The sequence below is a fragment of the Flavobacterium gawalongense genome (genome assembly GCF_007097265.1).
GTDB classification, from domain to species: domain Bacteria; phylum Bacteroidota; class Bacteroidia; order Flavobacteriales; family Flavobacteriaceae; genus Flavobacterium; species Flavobacterium gawalongense.
This window is the reverse complement of the sequence record NZ_VJZP01000002.1, coordinates 196742-215992: the sequence shown is the minus strand read 5'-3', so window position 1 is coordinate 215992 and position 19251 is coordinate 196742. Positions and strand designations below refer to the sequence as shown.

Here is a 19251-nt window from a genome sequence, read left to right as displayed (position 1 = left end):
ATGCTTTATAAATGTACAAACGACGAAAATTGTATTCGAAATGATTTTAGTCCGCATTACGGATAGTCATATTAAATTATAAAGATAAAATTAGTATCGGTTTCGGCTTGCTCTCTTTTGGATAGTCCTGGGGCTTCGGGAGCGGGAGGAAATTATAACTTTAAAAAATCGCCAATAACCGCCCTCAATTTCCACATCAATAAATGCAATACAAAACCTTTATAATAAGAACTTTTCATAGTATCTTTGCAATCTGAAATCAGTTTAAATAAAGATAATATTCTGACGGTAAAATGTCAATAGAAAACAATAAACTAAAAATGAAATTAGACAGGAAAGACATTCTTAAAGCTTTAGAAACGATTACTATAGCTGGAGAAGGAAAAAACATGGTTGAAAGTGGTGCAATAGCAAATGTAATTACTTTTGGCGATGAGGTTGTGGTAGATTTAGTATTGCACACACCGGCAATGCACATTAAAAAGCGTGCTGAAGACGATATCAAAAAAACAATTCTTGAATTAGTATCTCCGGATGCTAAAATCAAAATCAATAGTAAAGTTGAAGTTCCGGACAAACCAGAAGTGAAAGGAAAATCAATACCGGGAATAAAAAATATTATCGGAGTTGCCTCTGGTAAAGGTGGAGTAGGAAAATCTACCGTTACTGCAAATCTAGCAGTGTCATTGGCTAAAATGGGTTTCTCAGTAGGAATCCTTGATGCTGATATTTACGGACCGTCTATGCCAATCATGTTTGACGTAGAAAGCGAAAAGCCAGTCTCCGTAATAGTGGATGGAAAATCAAAAATGAAACCGGTTGAAAGTTACGAAGTAAAAATTCTTTCTATTGGATTTTTTACAGCACCAAGTCAAGCGGTAATTTGGAGAGGACCTATGGCTTCCAAAGCATTAAACCAAATGATTTTTGATGCGGACTGGGGAGAATTGGATTTCATGCTAGTCGATTTGCCACCGGGAACTGGAGATATTCACCTTTCAATCGTACAATCATTACCAATTACGGGTGTTGTAATAGTAAGTACTCCACAAGCCGTAGCTTTGGCCGATGCTAAAAAAGGTGTTTCTATGTTTATGTCTGAAGCAATAAATGTTCCTGTATTGGGAATTATTGAAAACATGGCCTATTTCACACCGGAAGAATTACCTGAAAATAAATATTATATCTTTGGAAAAGAAGGAGCCAGAAATCTTGCAGAAGATTTAGAAGTTCCATTCCTTGGAGAAGTTCCAATTGTACAATCAATCCGTGAAGCAGGAGATTACGGTCGTCCTGCAGCGATGCAAACAGGTTCAGTTATCGAAACTGTTTTCGAAGAAATTACTAGAAATGTAGTACGGGAAGTAATAAGTAGAAACGAAAGTTTACCCGCTACTGAAGCTGTTAAAATTACAACTATGGCAGGTTGTTCAGCAGTAAAAAAATAAGAAATTAGAATCTTTTGAAAATGATTTTTAATCTTTCAATTTTCTAATCTTTCAATCTTTAAATAAAGAAAATGACAACAGAAGAATTAACACTAGAAGTTCAAAAAGCACTCGAAGAAATCAGACCTTTTTTGAATTCTGATGGCGGTGACATTACCCTGATTTCCATCGAGGACGACAAACACGTAAAAGTGCGTCTCGAAGGAGCCTGTACCAGTTGCAGTGTAAACCAAATGACATTGAGAGCCGGCGTGGAAACCACCATCAAAAAGTTTGCTCCCCAAATAGAAACTGTTGTAAATATCCTATAATGTGCCATCTTGAGCGAAGTCGAAGGGAGGGCGTGCCCCTTTTAAGAAAAAAGGCTATCAAGATAACGAGTATTTGCCTTTTTTCTTAAAATGGTCGTTTTTTTGAGAGTTATGTGTAGATGGTAATTTTTGTAATATTAAAATACCTGACAGCCACTGGCTGTCCTCCTCTTAATCTCAAATCTCACGCAAAACAATCGGGATATCACTAAGATAATTCCAAAAAGATACAATTGATTAACCAACCAATTCCAAATAGTAAAAAATGGATGTATTAATAAAAATAAAAGATAGAGAAGGAGTAGTACATGAATTGCAAGCTCCCACAGATATGGCCATGAATATCATGGAATTATGTAAAGCGTATGAACTTCCTGTTGAAGGAACCTGTGGCGGAATGGCCATGTGTGCTTCTTGTCAGTGTTATGTTCTTAATGATGTTGCATTGCCAGAAATGGGGGATGATGAAGAAGCCATGCTATCAGAGGCGTTCTACGTGAAATCAAACAGTCGTTTGGGCTGTCAAATCCCAATCACCGAAAGCCTCGAAGGATTAGAACTAGAGTTGGCTCCAGAAAATTAAATTAAAAAAGCGTTTGCCTTGGTAAACGCTTTTTTTATGTTGTAGTCAAATGGTTTTCCATAATATGTTCTTCAATAGCATCCCAAAGTCCGATGCGCTTTTCCAGTGCCAGAACCGAAGTTTTTTCTACATCTGACCATTTTTGTGCGTCAGTTCCACAAAGTTCTGTAATCATTTTCATTGCCATAGGACCATGATCATCAGCGTCCAATTCGATATGTCTTTCAAAATAATAAATTAGTTTACTTAAATCGGTTTTTGGGAAATTTTCTTGAAAGTTTTTCAAAATCGCGGTAAACATACTTGGAATTAAATCTTCTCTTCCAAAAGTAAAAGCGGCCGCAATTTCATGTGATTTCCCTTCTTCAATAACCCTGAAAGTAAAATCTAAAAATGCTTTAATATTTGGATGTAAGTTGCTTTTTTTAATAGCAACAAATATATTTTTAAGAGAATTTAATTCGGATAAAAAATCTTCAATTCCCGTTGTATTTGCTCCGCAGGCTTCCATCGCTTCAATATACATTTCATAATGGCTTAGGCGACGCCCATCAATAGTTAAATCTGATTCTTCAGCAAGGACTATTTCGTTTATTAAATATCTGGTTTCTGGATTTTCGGTTGCAAACCAAGGGGTTGTTGTACAGGTTAATTTGGCTTGTAAAGCTTTTAATAAAGACATGAAATCCCAAACCGCATAAATATGATTTTCGAGAAAACATTGTAAGTCTTCAATAGTTTTTACTTTTCCGTATAAAGAATGTTGTAACAATAGTTTTTTTTGAGGTTCAATACTAATGTTGATTGTTTCGATATTCATAGGTGGTATTTTTTATGTAAATATAAAAAAGCTTCTTGTTTCCAAGAAGCTTTTGCTATCAATTTTATAAATACTTTAATAGTTGTTTATTACTATTTAAAAGCTGAAATTCCAGTAATGTCCATTCCTGTAATTAATAAGTGAATGTCGTGTGTTCCTTCATATGTAATTACTGATTCTAGATTCATCATGTGACGCATAATAGAATATTCTCCGGTAATTCCCATTCCGCCTAACATTTGTCTGGCTTCGCGTGCAATGTGAATCGCCATGTCTACATTATTTCTTTTGGCCATAGAGATTTGAGCTGTTGTTGCTCTACCTTCATTTCTTAAAACGCCTAATCTCCAGGTCAATAGTTGTGCTTTGGTGATTTCAGTAATCATTTCGGCCAGTTTCTTTTGTTGCAATTGAGTTCCTGCAATAGGTTTATCAAACTGAATTCTTTCTTTAGCATAACGCAAAGCAGTATCGTAACAGTCCATAGCGGCACCAATGGCTCCCCAGGCAATTCCATAACGTGCTGAATCAAGACAGCCGAGCGGCGCTCCTAATCCAGATTTATTTGGTAATAAGTTTTCTTTTGGCACTTTCACATTGTCAAAAATCAACTCTCCTGTAGAAGAGGCACGAAGGGACCATTTATTATGCGTTTCCGGAGTGGTAAAACCTTCCATTCCTCTTTCAACAATTAAACCGTGAATTCTTCCTTCTTCATTTTTTGCCCAAACAATAGCAATGTCAGCAAATGGTGCGTTTGAAATCCACATTTTGGCACCATTCAATACATAATGATCACCCATATCTTTAAAGTTCGTAATCATACTTCCCGGATCTGAACCGTAGTTAGGCTCAGTCAGTCCAAAGCAGCCCATAAATTCACCAGTAGCTAGTTTTGGTAAGTATTTCATACGTTGTTCTTCGTTTCCGTATTTCCATATTGGATACATTACTAAAGAAGATTGTACGGATGAAGTAGAACGAACGCCAGAATCTCCGCGCTCAATTTCTTGCATGATTAACCCATACGAAATTTGGTCTAAACCTGCGCCACCATACTCAACAGGAATATAGGGGCCAAAACCACCAATTTCTCCCAAACCTTTTATAATCTGTTTTGGGAATTCAGCTTTTTGTGCATATTCTTCTATAATAGGAGAGACTTCACGTTTTACCCATGCACGAGCGGAATCACGTACTAATTTGTGTTCTTCTGTTAGTAAATCGTCAAGATTGTAATAATCTGGAGCTTGAAATAAGTCTGGTTTCATGGTTTGGTAATTTTTATGCGACAAATTTACATAAAGAAATATAACAAAAGTATTAATAAATGTTATATTTTTTTAATTTTATTGAAAATAACGAATTTTGCAATCAAATAAGGTATTTTTAAAAGCATGATTTTGTTGAAAAAAATCATTGGCTACTAATTTACAATAAAATAGCTAATTGCCGTTTGAAATTTATTTTAAATAAGGAAATTGACATGTTTGAATAAAATTCCAAATTACATTTTCAAGTAAAAATCTTTTGTCAATTCTATATATTCTGGTGTGTATTGATGTCTTGAAGTTTCGATAATCAATTCATTAATAGTAATGATAGCATTTTTATTTCGGCTTATAGCCAATAAACTGCGCTTGATTTCGGTAATTGGAGTTCCTTTTACCCGGGTAATTTTTAATGGATGTAATTCGTATTCTTTGGCAAGAGCCAAAAAATGTTCTTCTTCATTAAAAGGAATTATGACGGAGAAAACACCATTTTCAGAAAGCAGTAAAGCAGCTGCTTCGATTAAATCTTCAAAAGGCATTGCGTCAGTAAAACGGGCTAAATCGCGTTGCTCGTTTTCGGATTTGTAATCTTCAGTATAAAAAGGAGGATTGGAAACAATTAAATCGTACTCGTCTTCCGGTTCTTCTACAAATTCATCCAAACCGGCATGAAAACAAAATAAGCGATCATTCCAAGGTGAGTTTTCAAAATTGTCTACGGATTGTTCGTACGCTTCTTCGTCGATTTCTAAAGCGTCAATTTGTTCTGCGTTGCTTCTTTGTGCAAGCATTAAAGCGATAACACCTGTTCCGGCTCCAATATCTAAAATGCTAAATGGATTGTTTTCAATTGGTGTCCAGGCGCCAAGTAAAACACCGTCTGTTCCAATTTTCATGGCACAACGATCTTGTTTTATTGAGAATTGCTTGAATGAAAACATAATGATTTAAGATTGAAGAGTAACGAATGTTGATTTCAGATTTTAAATAACCGAATCGACAAATGAATTTCTCTAAAGGTACATTTCAATAAGTCCTTCTGGTAAATCCATGATGACTTTTTTGTTTTCTCTGTCAATTTTTACAAGGAAATGGTCGATCATAGGGATAAGGATTTCTACATCACCGTTTAAAACTTCAAAAAGAGGTTGGGCAGTGGTGTCATTTATGGATTGAATTTTTCCAACAACACCCAGGCGTTTGTCTTCAACTTCAAAACCAATTACTTCATGGAAGTAGAATTTATTGCCGGTAAGTTTTGGCAACATATTTAAGGGAAGATATATTGCGTTGCCTATAATGGCATCGGCATCTTCTTCGGTATTCATATCTTCAAAACGAATTCTAAGGAAATCGTTTTTATGCAGTGAACTGCTTTCAATAAAAAATGGAACCAAGTGTTTGTTGCATTCAACAAACACTGATTCCAAGTTTTCGTATAACTCAGGTTCGTCCGTATCCAAATAGGCAAGAACTTCCCCTTTGAAACTAAATTTTTTAGCGATTTTACCTAAATAGAAACAGTCTTCTTTACGCATCTTCGCCTTCTAAAATTATGCTTCAGTTGTTTCGTTATTTTCTTCTGCAGCAGGAGCTTCTTCAGCTTCAACTTCAGTAACTTCTTCTTCAACAGCTGGAGTTGCAGCAGCGATAGCGTCAGCTTCTGCTTGAGCAGCTGCAGCTAAACGTTTAGCATTAACATCTTGTTCTGCTTTGAAAGCTTTGGCTTTAGCATCAGCTTGCGCTTTTGTTAAACCTTCTTTTTTAGCATCAACTTTTCCAGATTTTGCTTCTAACCAAGTAGCTAATTTTGCATCAGCTTGTTCTTGAGTTAAAGCTCCTTTACGGATACCACCATCAAGGTGATGTTTCAATAAAGCTCCTTTGTAAGAAAGAATAGCTTTTGCAGTATCAGTTGGTTGTGCACCATTGTGCAACCATTTTACTGCACTATCAAGGTTCAAGTCGATAGTTGCTGGGTTTGTGTTTGGATTGTAAGTACCGATTTTCTCTAAGTATTTACCATCTCTTTTTGAGCGAGCATCTGCTGCTACAACCCAGTAAAAAGGTTTTCCTTTTTTACCGTGTCTTTGTAATCTAATTTTTACTGACATAATCTTGTGATTAAATTTTGAGGTACTCGACCTCTGTTAATTAAGGGTGCAAAGATACATCTTTTATTGATAAATGCTAATGTGGATGGTATTTTAATGAATGGTAATGTATTAGGTGTAGTTTGATCTGTATTTTTTGCTTCTATTTTATTTTTTTTAGCTATAATATCATACTTTTGTTTGTTTAAAAGATGCATTCTATGAAAAAATATTTTCTTTTTATTGTAGTGATTTTTTCTTTAGTTTCTTGTGAGGAAGATGTTAGATTTAATAATCCTTCTTTGCAAGGGTTGAAAGACAATGTGTTTTGGAGGGCGGTTGAATCTAAAGCGACATTGGCTTCTGACGGATCTTTGCTCATTGAGGCGTATATTAAAAATGAAATTTTATCTTTAAAGATAACTTCTACACAGGCTCAAACCTATTTTTTAGGAACTAGTGAGTCTAAAAAAGTGACTTACGTTATCACCGATGCAACAGGTGATACAATTACTTTTTCTACAGGTTTTGGTATTGGAGATGGTCAAATTGTGGTAACAGAATATGACGACATAAACAAAACAATTAGTGGTACTTTTAAATTTAATGCAGAAAATACCTACAACAATCCATTAGCTGGTCCTCTTGTAAATTTTCAACAGGGTGTTTTTTATAAAGTTCCTGTGAGTTCACTTATTCAATAAAATAAGACAAATCACATTCTTAAAATACTTCGATTAGGTGTTTTAGTATGGTCTTTTTCTTTTTGCATTTAAAATAAAAAACATAAATAAGCTAATCTATAGTAGATTAGAAAAAAATAAGAGTACATTTGTTTTATTATTTAAATAAGTACATATGAATATTTTTGTTGGAAGTCTTCCATTCAGTATTGAGGAAGCAGATTTAAGAGAGTCTTTCGAGGCTTACGGAGCAGTTGATTCAGTTAAAATCATCACGGATAAATTTACTGGAAGAAGTAAAGGATTCGGTTTTGTTGAAATGACAAATGATGACGAAGCTCAAAAAGCAATTGATGAGTTGAACGGTGCTACTGTTCAAGGACGCGCAATTGTAGTAAACAAATCTGAGCCAAAACCAGAAGGTGAAAGAAGAAGTTTTAACAGTAACAGTCGTGGTGGAGATTCACGCGGTGGTTATGGTGGTGGAAACAGCCGTGGTGGAGATAACCGTGGTGGTGGAAACAGAGGAGGATATTAATATTTTTTTCTACAATATAAAAAAAGGTGTCAATTTATTGACACCTTTTTTGTTTCCTCACCCCCCTCCCTCTCCGAAGGAGAGGGAGCTGAAGAATGATTTTTTTATTCGATAATTTATAGATTAGCAACTAACCAGTCACCAACTTCACTAGTTTTATACGCTTTGGTATCTTTTCCAGCTAAATCCTCTGTTACAATTCCTTGTTCCAATGATTTATTGACTACTGCTCTAATGGCGCCTGCTTCTTCTTTTAATCCAAAAGCATCTTCAAACATCATTGCTGCAGATGAAGGAAGAAACTGTCAGGAGAATTGAGAAAGCAATTGAAACATTATAGAAAACAAGAAACCCAGCTAATAGCTGGGTTTCTTGTTTATTCACTTTTAAAATAATAGACCTTGTAATAAGTTTCATTATCAGATTCAATTAACCATGTCCCATCTACAGAAAACTGAACGTCAATGTTTACATTATCATTTAATTTATTTATAAAATTTTGAATTGAAACGTCATAATCCGCAACAATTAATCCATTTTTATTTGTAACTATTTTTTTATTTGAAGGTAATTTGTAAAATTCTGGAATAAAAGAATAAAACTTTGCCATGGTCACACCTTTTTCTGTGAAAACAACTTTGCCATATTTAAAAAGTTTACCATCATTCATATTAACAACTGCATAATGAAAAAATTCATTTACATGATCCGTTCCAACGGTAAAAATAACATTATTACCATTGATTGATAAAGAAGATTTTAGCCTAGATAATGGAAAGTCATCATTTAGATGTTTAGGGTCATCAATATTATTTTTAATATATTCCCAAATTTTATTTCCTTCTTTATCATACTTAAAAATATAAAATCCAGAAGTTTTGTTGTAATCATTGACTTCTTTTTCCTTCTTCCCTGTTAAACCGTAAATGTAGACATTGCCATCTTTATCAACTATAAAGTTGTTAATTGCTAAATCATTAGCAAACTCTAAGTAATTGCTATCACTTCCGACTGCTGGCCCCTTAGTAGCAGGAACATAATTGTTGCCAAACTTAATGTCATCTGGATTGGAATAACGTCCATTTAGCGTAGTATAAGTGGCGTCACTATTAGAATAAATCAAATAATCCTCTTTTACACTAACTTGATACGAAATGTCTTTAATCAATTTACCCTCGAAATTATAAATTGTTCTGTATAAAACAGTAGATTTATAATCTTTAGAAATAGATTTAGTAATGATTTCAAAATAATCATTATCAATTATTTTTAAAGAAAAACCCAATTCCTCACTATATTTAATATTATCGGGTTTTAACAAACGTTCCTTATTAAAATTATCAATCTTAATTCTTTTCTTTTTATCAGTAAAAATTTCGTAAATCTCTAAATAAACGTCATTTTCAAGAAGATTTAGTCTGGCTTTACCTTTTTCATTAGAAAGATAAATTAAATATTTATCATTAAAATTTTTACCTATTATTTGATCAGAACTAAATGAGTTAAAAGTTTTTGCATCATATAAAGAAGAAACATTGTTCTCTTGATAAAATTTAAATTGATATTTACCTCTTAATTTGGAATATTCAGCAGCGTTGAAAGTGTTTTCAGTATCTGAATAGATAGGAGACATTAAATTAATATTTTCTAAAATAGTTTTTTTATCACCTTTACTATCATATTCATAAACACTATTAATATTGTCAGCAGTAGAGAGGCTATAGTTTTGACCTCTATTAATTATTAATTTATTTGATTTAGGTAAGAAATTGAAACCAACAGGATAGTCATTTTTTTCATATTTTTCATCTAAAATAAGTTTTTGAGAATGACCAATTTGCATACTTAACAAAAGTAGAAAAAGAATATTTTTTTTCATAAAATAAAATTGAAGTTAAAAGAATAAATGTAAGATATTTATCGTTATAATGAAATATTTATTTGATAAACTGCAATTAAAAAGTAATCATTCCACTTAGAATACCATAATTAGCTTTAAACTTCTTATAACCATTCATTTTATTAAACACGTGAAAAGAAGTACAAACGTTAATTATAGCCCCGATAGGAACGGAAATCCTTGTGGGGGCTGGCATTATGCCACCACAAGATTGTAGTGGATAGCGGGAACTATCTGTATTGAAAAGACAATCTTTCTGCTCCAAATAGATACAAAAAAAAGCTGTCAATCTATAATTGACAGCTTTTTTGATATAATAAAATTGTATTTACAAATTAGCAACTAACCAGTCACCAACTTCGCTAGTTTTATACGCTTTGGCATCTTTTCCAGCTAAATCCTCTGTTACAATTCTTTGTTCCAATGATTTGTTTACTACTGCTCTAATCGCTTCTGCTTCTTCTTTTAATCCAAAAGCATCTTCAAACATCATTGCAGCAGATAATACTGTCGCTAATGGATTGGCAATATTTAAACCTGTCGCTTGTGGGTAAGAACCATGAATCGGTTCGTACAATGAAGTATGTTCTCCTACTGATGCTGATGGCATTAATCCCATAGAACCAGAAATTACAGAAGCTTCATCCGTTAATATATCTCCAAATAAGTTTTCGGTAATCAATACGTCATAAGAATTTGGCCATTGAACTAAACGCATCGCTACGGCATCAACGAATTCATAACTCACCGTTACTTCAGGATATTCTTTTTCCATAGCTTGTACTGTTTCTCTCCATAAACGAGAAGTTTCCAATACGTTTGCTTTATCAACACAACACAATTTTTTTGAACGTGTCATGGCAAGTTCAAAACCTTTTTTAGCTAAACGTTTTACTTCAGCTCTTGTGTACGTACAAGTGTCAAAAGCAGTTTCGCCATCGTCTTTTCTTCCTTTTTCCCCAAAATAAATTCCTCCGGTAAGTTCTCTAAGGAAAATTAAGTCAGTTCCTTCGATACGTTCTCTTTTCAAAGGAGAGTTGTCAATCAAAGAAGGGAAAGTAAATGTAGGACGTACATTAGCAAATAAGCCTAATTTTTTGCGCATCAACAATAAACCTTGTTCTGGTCTAACAGGGGCACTTGGGTCATTGTCGTATTTTGGGTGTCCGATAGCTCCGAATAGAACGGCATCAGCAGCCATACAAATTTCATGCGTTTCATCAGGATAAGGAACTCCAACAGCATCAATAGCACAAGCTCCTGTAAGAGCTGGAGTCCAATTGATTTCGTGGTTAAATTTTTTTGCAATAGCATCAGAAACTTTTACGGCTTCATTGATTACTTCTGGTCCAATTCCGTCTCCGGCTAAAAGAGCTATGTTAAATTTCATTAGGTAAGTTTTATATTAATATTGTTTTTTATTTGTTATTGGGCTGTAACCACATTCAACATCTTTTGCGTAGCAATGATTGCGGCAACTGTTTGGTCTGAATCTAATCCTCTTGTTTTAAATTCTTTTCCATGATTAGTCCATGTAATTATGGTTTCACATAATGCATCAGAGCTACTTCCTGGTGGAATTCGGACTGCATAGTCAATTAATTTAGGCAATTCCATTTTTTTACTCTTGTATATTTTTGCTAATGCATTCATAAAAGCATCAAATTGTCCATCACCTTGAGCATTCTCTTCAATGATTTCACCATCTATTTTTAAACAGAGCGTAGTCGAAGGGCGCATTCCTTTGGCATGAACCAATACATATGACTCAACCACAATTTTCTCTTCATAAGTCTGGCTGTCTAAAACATCAGAAATAATATAAGGTAAGTCTTCTTTGGTAACGGTCTCTTTTTTGTCGCCTAACTCAATGATGCGTTGGGTAACTAATTTTAGATCATCAGGATTTAATTTTAAACCTAATTCCTGAAGGTTTTTTTCGATATTGGCTTTGCCAGATGTTTTTCCTAAAGCATATTTTCGTTTTCTTCCAAAACGTTCCGGAAGCAAATCATTAAAATATAAATTATTTTTGTTGTCTCCGTCAGCATGAATACCTGCTGTTTGGGTGAACACATTGTCTCCAACAATAGGTTTGTTGGCAGGAATTCTATATCCTGTGAAAGTTTCTACCAATTTACTCACGGAGTACAATGAAGATTCTTTCACCCCGATTTTTATTTCCGGTAAAAAGTCATTAATTACTGCAACGGTGCTTTCAAGTGGTGCATTTCCAGCACGTTCTCCCATTCCGTTTACGGTTACGTGAAGTCCTTGAATACCCGCTTTTACTGCCGCCATTACATTAGCAATGCTTAAATCGTAGTCGTTATGAGCATGGAAATCAAAATGGGTATTTGGATATCGCGCTATAATTTTCGAAATAAATTCAAAAGTTTCAGAAGGGATTAAAACGCCTAAAGTGTCCGGTAGTAAGACTCTTTTAATCGGTTGTTTGGTCAAAAAATCTAAATATTGAAACACATATTCAGGTGAATTACGCATTCCGTTACTCCAGTCTTCTAAATACACATTGGTCTCAATATTGTTTTCTTGGGCCAAAGCTATGGTTTGAGCAATCTCGGTAAAATGTTGTTCTGGTGTTTTTTTTAATTGATGGGTTAAATGGTTGAGGGATCCTTTGGTTAGTAAATTCTGGATTTTAGCTCCAGTCTTTTTCATCCAATCAATTGAAAGTCCACCATCGACAAATGTTAAAACTTCTATTCGGTTAGAATATCCTTTTTCATTAGCCCAGGTCATTATCCCTTTTACACCTTGAAACTCGCCTTCGCTTACGCGTGCCGAAGCAATTTCGATTCTATCAATATTTAATTCTTCCAGTAATAATTGTGCAATGGTTAATTTTTCTGCAGCAGAAAATGATACGCCTGATGTTTGTTCACCATCACGGAGCGTCGTATCCATTATTTCAATTTTTCTTTTTGTCATATCGATTAAAATAAGTTGTAACAGTTTAAACTGTTGGTATTATTAAAAAAACAAATTGCCAATAGTAACTCAGGTATTGGAAATGTTTTATTTTTACTATTTGTAAATGTCTGTACGGGAAGGAATGTGATTATATTTTTCCTCGTACTTCATTTAATTTCATTGTCATAGAAATTGCTAAAGTTCCAATCCAATTATCATATTCCTCAATTGCTTTTAATCGCAATTCGTTATTTAAATAACCTTCCTCTACCATTTGTTTTGAACCGGCAACTTTTGACCAAATTCCTATTTTAGATTTATAATCAGGTATTTCTCGATTATAATGTTCATCTGAATTTATTTTTTCAATAGAATGAAATCCTACTTCTTCTAATAAATTAGGTAAATCCTCTGCAATTTCATTATTCATTCCAGCATCTTGTCTCCACTTCAAAAAGGTTTTGTAAAACTCTTGCATGCTTTCTGGTGGTAACGGATTCCAATTCAGATTGGTATGATTGTAATCCAGAATTGAAATTTGACCATCAGGTTTCAACATTGATTTCATTTTAATCAAAGCCTCTTTTGGATTACTCAACCATTGTAAAGTTCTTGCTGAAACAATTAAATCATATTTTTCTTCTGAATTATATTCGAATAAATCAACTGAAATTAGTTCTAAATTGACAACGGATCGATACGTTTCTTGACCACTTAAAATAAAATTTTCGGTATTGTCAATTCCGGTAACTTTTCCTTTTTCTCCAACAATATTGGCAATATCTTTCGAGATAGAACCAGTTCCACAACCAACATCCAAAACGTTCATACCGGGCTTCAAAATTTGAGTTAGATGTCTGTAGTCATTTGCCAGACTTCTATTGTCAAATATTTTTGTGGCTTGCTGTCCGTCTCTTTGAATGTGTTTGTTAATTGTCATTATATAAATAAATTGTGTTACTTGGAAATTATTGTTTTTTATTTTCCAATATAGTCTCAAAATGCTCTACAACCGGGAAAGGGTCATAATAATGGTGAAGTAATTTTTTCCATTCTAAATACTGCTCAGATTCTCTAAAACCAATTGTATGATCTTCGATTTTTTCCCAATCAACAAGCAAGATGTATTTGTTTTTCTGCTCGATGCACTTTCTTAAACTATGTCCAATATATCCGTTTATTGAGCTAATATATTGTCCTGCAATTTCAAAATCTTTCTCAAACAGTAATTCTTCTCCTTTTTTTACATAAAGAATGGCAACTTCTAAAATCATACCTTATTTTTATTTATAGACCCGACAGGTTTTTAAAAATCTGTCGGGTCTCTTAACTAAATGGGATTTGATTTCTAGTAAGGAAGCTTATTGGCAAACCCAACAATTTCTTCTTTGATGTTTTGTAAATAATCAATATCATCAAAACCGTTGATCATATTGTCTTTTTTGTATCCGGAGATATCAAAAGATTCTTTTTGACCAGTTGCTTTTAAGGTAATGGTTTGTTCCGGAAGATTTATTTCCAATTCTGTTTTTGGATCAGCTTCAATAGCATTAAAGATCGTTTCAGCAAATTCTGGACTAACTTGTACTGGTAAAACACCAATGTTTAAGCAATTTCCTTTGAAGATGTCTGCAAAGAAACTTGAAACAACGGCACGAAATCCGTAATCGTAAACTGCCCAAGCTGCATGCTCTCTTGAAGAACCCGAACCAAAGTTTTTCCCACCTACTAATATTTTCCCACTGTAAGTTGCATCATTCAATACGAAATCTGCTTTTGGAGTATTATCTCCGTTGTATCTCCAGTCTCTGAAAAGATTGTCTCCAAAAGCTTCACGTTTGGTAGCTTTCAAGAAACGTGCTGGGATAATTTGATCGGTATCCACATTTTCTATTGGTAGTGGCACTGCACTACTCGTAAGGATATTAAATTTATCGTATGCCATTGTGATTTTTGATTTTTGATTAACGATTTCTGATTTTTCCGTGAGGTAAATAAAATCTTCAACGCTAATGTTATTTTGTTTAATCTATGTTGTATAATATAAACGGAATGTTGTAAAAGAAATTTGTGGATTAACTAAATCTGACTCGAGCGATAGCGAACAGGCAAAGCAAATCAAAAATAGTTAATCTACATTCTGAAATCTTTTAAAACAAATCTCTAGGGTCTGTTAGTTTTCCAGTAACTGCTGCTGCTGCTGCCATAATTGGACTTGCCAATAATGTTCTTGAACCTGGACCTTGACGACCTTCGAAGTTTCTGTTTGAAGTACTCACTGCATATTTTCCTGCAGGTACTTTATCATCATTCATCGCTAAACAAGCGGAACAACCTGGCTGACGCAATACAAAACCAGCTTCAGTTAGAATGTCCAAAAGACCTTCTTCTTTAATCTGAGCTTCCACTACGTGAGAACCTGGAACTAACCAAGCCGTAACATTGTCTGCTTTTTTTCGGCCTTTTACAATTGCTGTAAAAGCTCTGAAATCTTCAATTCTACCATTGGTGCAACTTCCCAAGAAAACAAAATCAATTGGTTTCCCAATCATTACATCGTCTTCGTGGAAGCCCATATAGGCCAAAGATTTTTTATACGTTTCCTCACCACCTTCTACTTGGTTGGCATTTGGAATATGTTTAGAGATACCAATTCCCATTCCAGGATTAGTTCCATAAGTAATCATTGGTTCGATATCTGCAGCATTGAAGTTTAATTCAGTATCAAAAACTGCATCATCATCGGTTTTCAAGGTTTTCCAGTAAGCAACCGCTTTATCCCAAGCCTCACCTTTTGGAGCATATAATCTTCCTTCTAGGAAATCAAATGTTTTTTGATCCGGAGCAATCATACCACCACGAGCACCCATTTCGATACTCAAGTTACAAACAGTCATACGGCCTTCCATTGACATGTTTTCAAAAACATCTCCGGCATATTCTGCAAAATATCCTGTACCTCCAGAAGTAGTTAATTGAGAAATAATATAAAGTGCTACGTCTTTTGGACCAACACCTTTACTCAATTCACCATTCACGTTGATACGCATTCTCTTTGGTTTCGGTTGCATGATACATTGTGTAGCCATCACCATTTCTACCTCAGAAGTTCCGATACCAAAAGCAATAGCGCCAAAAGCACCATGTGTAGAAGTATGTGAATCCCCACAAACAATAGTTGCACCCGGTAAAGTAATTCCGTTTTCAGGACCTACCACGTGTACAATTCCGTTTTTTGAGTGACCTAATCCCCAGTGAGAAATACCATATTCTGCTGCGTTATCTTCCAATGCTTTCAATTGATTGGCAGATAAAAAATCAGCAACAGGTAAGTGTTGATTTATTGTTGGTGTATTGTGATCGGCAGTAGCAAAAGTGCGTTCTGGGTATAAAACAGAAATCCCTCTTTCTTTTAAACCTAAAAAAGCTACAGGACTAGTAACTTCATGGATGAAATGACGGTCAATAAAAAACACATCTGGTCCATCTTCAATTTTACGCACAACATGCGAATCCCATACTTTGTCAAATAATGTAGTACTCATTTTAAATATTTTTTAAGTGTATTTCTTTTTTTACAACCAACATTATTTACGTGTAGTTGCAACAATGGGAACAAATTTATAAAAAAGAAATAAAGTGTCAATTTTAATATTTCATTATATACGATACCCAAACTGTTTTTACAACACCTTACCTCTTCTGTTATAGGTTTGTAGTTTGGATGGCTTCTTTTTATTTTACTATTAAATTTCTTTTTAAAGCCTTTTTTATTTTAAATAGGTCCAATTTGATAATTTGCAAATTTATCGCTATTTTGGTGTAAATGAGGGTTTTTTAATTCAAAAAATATAACAAAACGAATTAAAATAGTAATAATCAACAAAATTAGCATCGTGTTTTATTTTCTATAGCATGCCTTTTTTGGGCTTTTTACATAACTAAAGCAGTATTTTTTTGGGGCTTTTATTTCAATTTGTTTTGGTGAAATACTACGACATCCAAAAAAACACACAGTACGTTTATTTTTCTTTTTGATGGGGCATTATTGGATAATTTTATGCTAAAAGAGGGGGCAATTCGTAGGGTGATTCTTAACGATTATTTTGAATTTTTTTGTTCTGATTTAGGTGTTATTCTATCTAAAAAAACCGGATCGCTCCTATTTACAGACATTCGTTAGGCTGATGATTTGCTAGGTGTTTTTTAACAGCTTACCACAGAAAAAGGGGACAATTATTTGTTAAAAACAGCCATGAAATTCATCCGCACAAGATCGTTTATTTTTTGAGTTGGATTTTTTCTGAACTTCCCTTTTCATTGATAAAAAAAAACTAAATTTGGAGTTCATTTTTACGAAAGCCTATTAATTTTAATGTGTTTAAAACCAGTTAAATAAACAGCCTTAATTTTTTTAGTTTCGGCTTCCTGCTATTGCAGGACTGGAATGAGGCTTATAATTAACCATTAAAGATAGTGATTATCAAACAACATTTACAAGGAATAGATTACACTTTCTATTTGCCAACAGAGCCACTCTCAAAATTTGTGCGAATGTTTATAGAGGCCTCCGGCAGTTCTACGCTACCGATGATACGCAATTATCCGGTGCATAAATCTGAAATCGTATTCAACTTAAATAGCGAGCCAATCACAGCGGTTAGGGGAGATGGCATAGAAAACACCTTAACTCGTTCGGTGTTAAGAGGAAGTGTTTCTGTTTGGGAAGACATTCACCATCCCAAGCAGACAGATTGTATGATAATAAGTTTTCACCCTGAAGTTTTTCATTCGCTCTTTCAGATTCCAAGTTCAGAACTGACCGATCAATCTATCGATGGAAATTTACACAAGCGCGAATTCGATGAAATTTGGCACCAATTGATAGAAGCCAAAAGTTTTCAGGCACGGCTTCAAATTGCAGAAAAATGGATATTAAATAAAATAAAGCATAGTGCTTATAAACAAAATAACATTGGATTATCGGTAAAGGAAAAGTGCGACAACACGCCCAACATCACACTCAAACAACTTGAAAAAGAAATCGGCTATGGTCGCCAACATCTATTTGACGAGTTTAAAAAACATACCGGCATCAGCATAAAAAAATACCAAGAACTACTTCGCTTTCAAATGATGATGCAAACTTTGAAAACCAATGGTATTATTGATGGCATCACATTTGCCCATGAAAATGATTTTTACGACCAAGCACACATGATAAAAACATTCAAAAAATTTACCGGTAAAACCCCTACCGAAATGAAAGAATTCTTCATGCTCGATAAAAATAGTAATGAAAAGAACCTGAACCTGATTTTTGAAAATAGAACCTAAAATGTAACAACCCTTACGAATTACGGAATTAGTTGGTCGTAATTTTTAATTCGTAATTGAAAAAGCCCTACTTCCCGATAAATTTGGGATGTAGGGCTTTTTGTTTAAAAAATTCATTAACCATTTATCATTGCTTTTAAAGGCTTTTGTGTTTTTGGCTAGGCGACATTTTTACAATCATGGCATTTTTTTAATATCTACGTTTGCCCCGTTTTTAAGTTAATTTAAAAAAAAGAAAACATGATACATCAACCGTATCGCATAATAAATGATGCGAGATTTAACATTTTAAAGATTTTCACCCTTGCATTGCTCTTCTTTGCAAGTACAGGTGCATGGGCGCAAACCTTCAAACCACTCGGTCCCGATGATTTTAATGCGCCAAGTAATAGTACTGTCAACTATACTTAAAAGATTGTTACAACAATCAAAAACAACTTTTTAAAAAATTAATTTTAATTATTATTTTATGAACATACATTTACTCCAAAAACCAAAGCTCTCCTTTATAAAAGGGAAATTTTGGACAAAAACAATACTAATGCTCTTGTTTTTTATGCTGCTAAGTATTACAAAAGTACAAGCCCAAAGCCCCAATCTAGCTTGGGCAAAACAAATGGGTGGTACCGGTATTGATGTTTCAAAAAGTATTGCTGTAGATGCTGTTGGCAATGTATATACCACAGGTTATTTTCAAGGAACAGCCGATTTTGATCCTAGTGCAGGAGTTTACAACCTCACGTCTGCAGGTAGTACCGATGTTTTTGTTACAAAACTAGACGCGACAGGCAATCTGGTTTGGGCAAAAGCAATGGGGAGTACTGTTAGTGATATTGGACAAGGCATAAGTACTGATGCTGCTGGGAATGTATATATCAATGGTTATTTTCAAGGAACAGCCGATTTTGACCCCAATGCAGGGATTTTCAATCTAACGTCTGCTGGTGTTCAAGATATTTTTGTTACAAAACTAGATGTGGCAGGCAATCTGGTTTGGGCAAAAGCAATGGGAGGTACTGCTAGTGATTTTGGAAATGGCATAAGTACAGATGCGGCCGGAAATGTATATACCACAGGCTATTTTGCTGGAACAGTAGATTTTGACCCCAATGCAGGGGTTTCTAACCTCACGTCTGCTGGTGTTCAAGATATTTTTGTTTCAAAACTAGATACAACAGGCAATCTGGTTTGGGCAAAAGCAATGGGGGGTATTGCTAGTGATGCTGGGTACGGCATAACTACAGATGCTGCCGGCAATGTATATACCACAGGTTATTTTACTGGAACAGTAGATTTTGACCCCAATGCTGGGGTTTCCAGCCTCACGTCT

At 34.3% G+C, this 19251-nt stretch carries 18 protein-coding genes and 1 pseudogene; 6 read left to right on the top strand and 13 right to left on the bottom strand.

Annotation, left to right across the window (positions count from 1 at the left end; translation table 11 throughout):
- Positions 1 to 320 precede the first annotated feature (320 nt).
- The 3 genes from FNW38_RS02620 to FNW38_RS02610 all read left to right on the top strand — a co-directional run bounded on the left by FNW38_RS02620 (position 321) and on the right by FNW38_RS02610 (position 2342).
- Positions 321 to 1448 (top strand): Mrp/NBP35 family ATP-binding protein, encoded by a 1128-nt coding sequence (locus FNW38_RS02620; RefSeq protein WP_144064944.1) that lies wholly within the window; start codon positions 321 to 323, stop codon positions 1446 to 1448.
- A gap of 71 nt (positions 1449 to 1519) precedes the next feature.
- Positions 1520 to 1759: a NifU family protein gene (locus FNW38_RS02615; protein ID WP_035668624.1), complete on the top strand. Its 240-nt coding sequence runs from the start codon at positions 1520 to 1522 to the stop codon at positions 1757 to 1759.
- Between the two features lie 265 nt (positions 1760 to 2024).
- Positions 2025 to 2342, top strand: coding sequence for a 2Fe-2S iron-sulfur cluster-binding family protein (locus FNW38_RS02610; RefSeq protein ID WP_035668621.1), 318 nt, complete (start codon positions 2025 to 2027; stop codon positions 2340 to 2342).
- Positions 2343 to 2376: 34 nt separating this feature from the next.
- Here FNW38_RS02610 and FNW38_RS02605 read toward each other — a convergent pair whose 3' ends face one another.
- The 5 genes from FNW38_RS02605 to FNW38_RS02585 form a co-directional block, all read right to left on the bottom strand.
- Positions 2377 to 3162 (bottom strand): DUF3050 domain-containing protein, encoded by a 786-nt coding sequence (locus tag FNW38_RS02605; protein ID WP_144064943.1) that lies wholly within the window; start codon positions 3160 to 3162, stop codon positions 2377 to 2379.
- Positions 3163 to 3254: 92 nt separating this feature from the next.
- Positions 3255 to 4433 carry an acyl-CoA dehydrogenase family protein gene (locus FNW38_RS02600; RefSeq protein ID WP_143387901.1) on the bottom strand — a complete coding sequence of 393 codons (1179 nt, stop codon included), beginning with the start codon at positions 4431 to 4433 and terminating at the stop codon, positions 3255 to 3257.
- Between the two features lie 236 nt (positions 4434 to 4669).
- Complete coding sequence (locus FNW38_RS02595; protein ID WP_143387900.1) at positions 4670 to 5377, bottom strand: tRNA1(Val) (adenine(37)-N6)-methyltransferase; 708 nt, start codon at positions 5375 to 5377, stop codon at positions 4670 to 4672.
- Positions 5378 to 5449: 72 nt separating this feature from the next.
- Positions 5450 to 5974 carry a ribosome maturation factor RimM gene (gene rimM / locus FNW38_RS02590; protein WP_143387899.1) on the bottom strand — a complete coding sequence of 175 codons (525 nt, stop codon included), beginning with the start codon at positions 5972 to 5974 and terminating at the stop codon, positions 5450 to 5452.
- A 15-nt stretch (positions 5975 to 5989) separates the two neighbouring features.
- On the bottom strand, positions 5990 to 6550 hold the full coding sequence (locus FNW38_RS02585) for a 30S ribosomal protein S16 (protein ID WP_143387898.1): 561 nt from the start codon (positions 6548 to 6550) through the stop codon (positions 5990 to 5992).
- Positions 6551 to 6750: 200 nt separating this feature from the next.
- Here FNW38_RS02585 and FNW38_RS02580 point away from each other — a divergent pair, with 200 nt between their 5' ends.
- The gene (locus FNW38_RS02580; RefSeq protein WP_143387897.1) at positions 6751 to 7233 is read left to right on the top strand and encodes a DUF6252 family protein; all 483 of its coding nucleotides are present in this window, start codon (positions 6751 to 6753) and stop codon (positions 7231 to 7233) included.
- Positions 7234 to 7387: 154 nt separating this feature from the next.
- A complete protein-coding gene (locus tag FNW38_RS02575) occupies positions 7388 to 7750 on the top strand; it encodes an RNA recognition motif domain-containing protein (protein WP_144064942.1) in 363 nt (120 codons plus the stop codon).
- 116 nt (positions 7751 to 7866) lie between these two features.
- Here FNW38_RS02575 and FNW38_RS02570 read toward each other — a convergent pair.
- The 8 genes and pseudogenes from FNW38_RS02570 to leuC all read right to left on the bottom strand — a co-directional run.
- Positions 7867 to 8040, bottom strand: a pseudogene (locus FNW38_RS02570) (isocitrate/isopropylmalate family dehydrogenase); the annotation flags it as partial.
- 86 nt (positions 8041 to 8126) lie between these two features.
- Positions 8127 to 9629, bottom strand: a complete 1503-nt coding sequence (locus tag FNW38_RS02565) for a hypothetical protein (protein WP_144064941.1) — start codon at positions 9627 to 9629, stop codon at positions 8127 to 8129.
- Between the two features lie 349 nt (positions 9630 to 9978).
- Positions 9979 to 11040 (bottom strand): 3-isopropylmalate dehydrogenase, encoded by a 1062-nt coding sequence (leuB, locus tag FNW38_RS02560; protein WP_144064940.1) that lies wholly within the window; start codon positions 11038 to 11040, stop codon positions 9979 to 9981.
- A gap of 35 nt (positions 11041 to 11075) precedes the next feature.
- Positions 11076 to 12602 (bottom strand): alpha-isopropylmalate synthase regulatory domain-containing protein, encoded by a 1527-nt coding sequence (locus tag FNW38_RS02555; RefSeq protein WP_143387893.1) that lies wholly within the window; start codon positions 12600 to 12602, stop codon positions 11076 to 11078.
- Positions 12603 to 12732: 130 nt separating this feature from the next.
- Positions 12733 to 13524 (bottom strand): methyltransferase domain-containing protein, encoded by a 792-nt coding sequence (locus tag FNW38_RS02550; protein ID WP_143387892.1) that lies wholly within the window; start codon positions 13522 to 13524, stop codon positions 12733 to 12735.
- A gap of 28 nt (positions 13525 to 13552) precedes the next feature.
- Positions 13553 to 13858 carry an antibiotic biosynthesis monooxygenase family protein gene (locus FNW38_RS02545; protein ID WP_143387891.1) on the bottom strand — a complete coding sequence of 102 codons (306 nt, stop codon included), beginning with the start codon at positions 13856 to 13858 and terminating at the stop codon, positions 13553 to 13555.
- Between the two features lie 74 nt (positions 13859 to 13932).
- Positions 13933 to 14529, bottom strand: a complete 597-nt coding sequence (gene leuD, locus FNW38_RS02540; RefSeq protein ID WP_143387890.1) for a 3-isopropylmalate dehydratase small subunit — start codon at positions 14527 to 14529, stop codon at positions 13933 to 13935.
- Between the two features lie 205 nt (positions 14530 to 14734).
- Entirely contained in the window at positions 14735 to 16129 is a 1395-nt protein-coding gene (gene leuC / locus FNW38_RS02535) for a 3-isopropylmalate dehydratase large subunit (RefSeq protein WP_143387889.1), read from the bottom strand.
- Positions 16130 to 17060: 931 nt separating this feature from the next.
- Between leuC and FNW38_RS02530 the strand changes: the two genes are divergently transcribed.
- Positions 17061 to 17921, top strand: a complete 861-nt coding sequence (locus FNW38_RS02530) for an AraC family transcriptional regulator (RefSeq protein WP_317129744.1) — start codon at positions 17061 to 17063, stop codon at positions 17919 to 17921.
- The last annotated feature ends 1330 nt before the right edge of the window (positions 17922 to 19251 follow it).

What these genes read in the sequence shown, in the direction of transcription:
- FNW38_RS02620 (WP_144064944.1), top strand. Translation starts at nt 321, where the DNA reads ATGAAATTAGACAGGAAAGACATTCTTAAAGCTTTAGAAACGATTACT.
- FNW38_RS02615 (WP_035668624.1), top strand. Translation starts at nt 1,520, where the DNA reads ATGACAACAGAAGAATTAACACTAGAAGTTCAAAAAGCACTCGAAGAA.
- FNW38_RS02610 (WP_035668621.1), top strand. Translation starts at nt 2,025, where the DNA reads ATGGATGTATTAATAAAAATAAAAGATAGAGAAGGAGTAGTACATGAA.
- FNW38_RS02605 (WP_144064943.1), bottom strand. Translation starts at nt 3,162, where the DNA reads ATGAATATCGAAACAATCAACATTAGTATTGAACCTCAAAAAAAACTA.
- FNW38_RS02600 (WP_143387901.1), bottom strand. Translation starts at nt 4,433, where the DNA reads ATGAAACCAGACTTATTTCAAGCTCCAGATTATTACAATCTTGACGAT.
- FNW38_RS02595 (WP_143387900.1), bottom strand. Translation starts at nt 5,377, where the DNA reads ATGTTTTCATTCAAGCAATTCTCAATAAAACAAGATCGTTGTGCCATG.
- rimM (WP_143387899.1), bottom strand. Translation starts at nt 5,974, where the DNA reads ATGCGTAAAGAAGACTGTTTCTATTTAGGTAAAATCGCTAAAAAATTT.
- FNW38_RS02585 (WP_143387898.1), bottom strand. Translation starts at nt 6,550, where the DNA reads ATGTCAGTAAAAATTAGATTACAAAGACACGGTAAAAAAGGAAAACCT.
- FNW38_RS02580 (WP_143387897.1), top strand. Translation starts at nt 6,751, where the DNA reads ATGAAAAAATATTTTCTTTTTATTGTAGTGATTTTTTCTTTAGTTTCT.
- FNW38_RS02575 (WP_144064942.1), top strand. Translation starts at nt 7,388, where the DNA reads ATGAATATTTTTGTTGGAAGTCTTCCATTCAGTATTGAGGAAGCAGAT.
- FNW38_RS02565 (WP_144064941.1), bottom strand. Translation starts at nt 9,629, where the DNA reads ATGAAAAAAAATATTCTTTTTCTACTTTTGTTAAGTATGCAAATTGGT.
- leuB (WP_144064940.1), bottom strand. Translation starts at nt 11,040, where the DNA reads ATGAAATTTAACATAGCTCTTTTAGCCGGAGACGGAATTGGACCAGAA.
- FNW38_RS02555 (WP_143387893.1), bottom strand. Translation starts at nt 12,602, where the DNA reads ATGACAAAAAGAAAAATTGAAATAATGGATACGACGCTCCGTGATGGT.
- FNW38_RS02550 (WP_143387892.1), bottom strand. Translation starts at nt 13,524, where the DNA reads ATGACAATTAACAAACACATTCAAAGAGACGGACAGCAAGCCACAAAA.
- FNW38_RS02545 (WP_143387891.1), bottom strand. Translation starts at nt 13,858, where the DNA reads ATGATTTTAGAAGTTGCCATTCTTTATGTAAAAAAAGGAGAAGAATTA.
- leuD (WP_143387890.1), bottom strand. Translation starts at nt 14,529, where the DNA reads ATGGCATACGATAAATTTAATATCCTTACGAGTAGTGCAGTGCCACTA.
- leuC (WP_143387889.1), bottom strand. Translation starts at nt 16,129, where the DNA reads ATGAGTACTACATTATTTGACAAAGTATGGGATTCGCATGTTGTGCGT.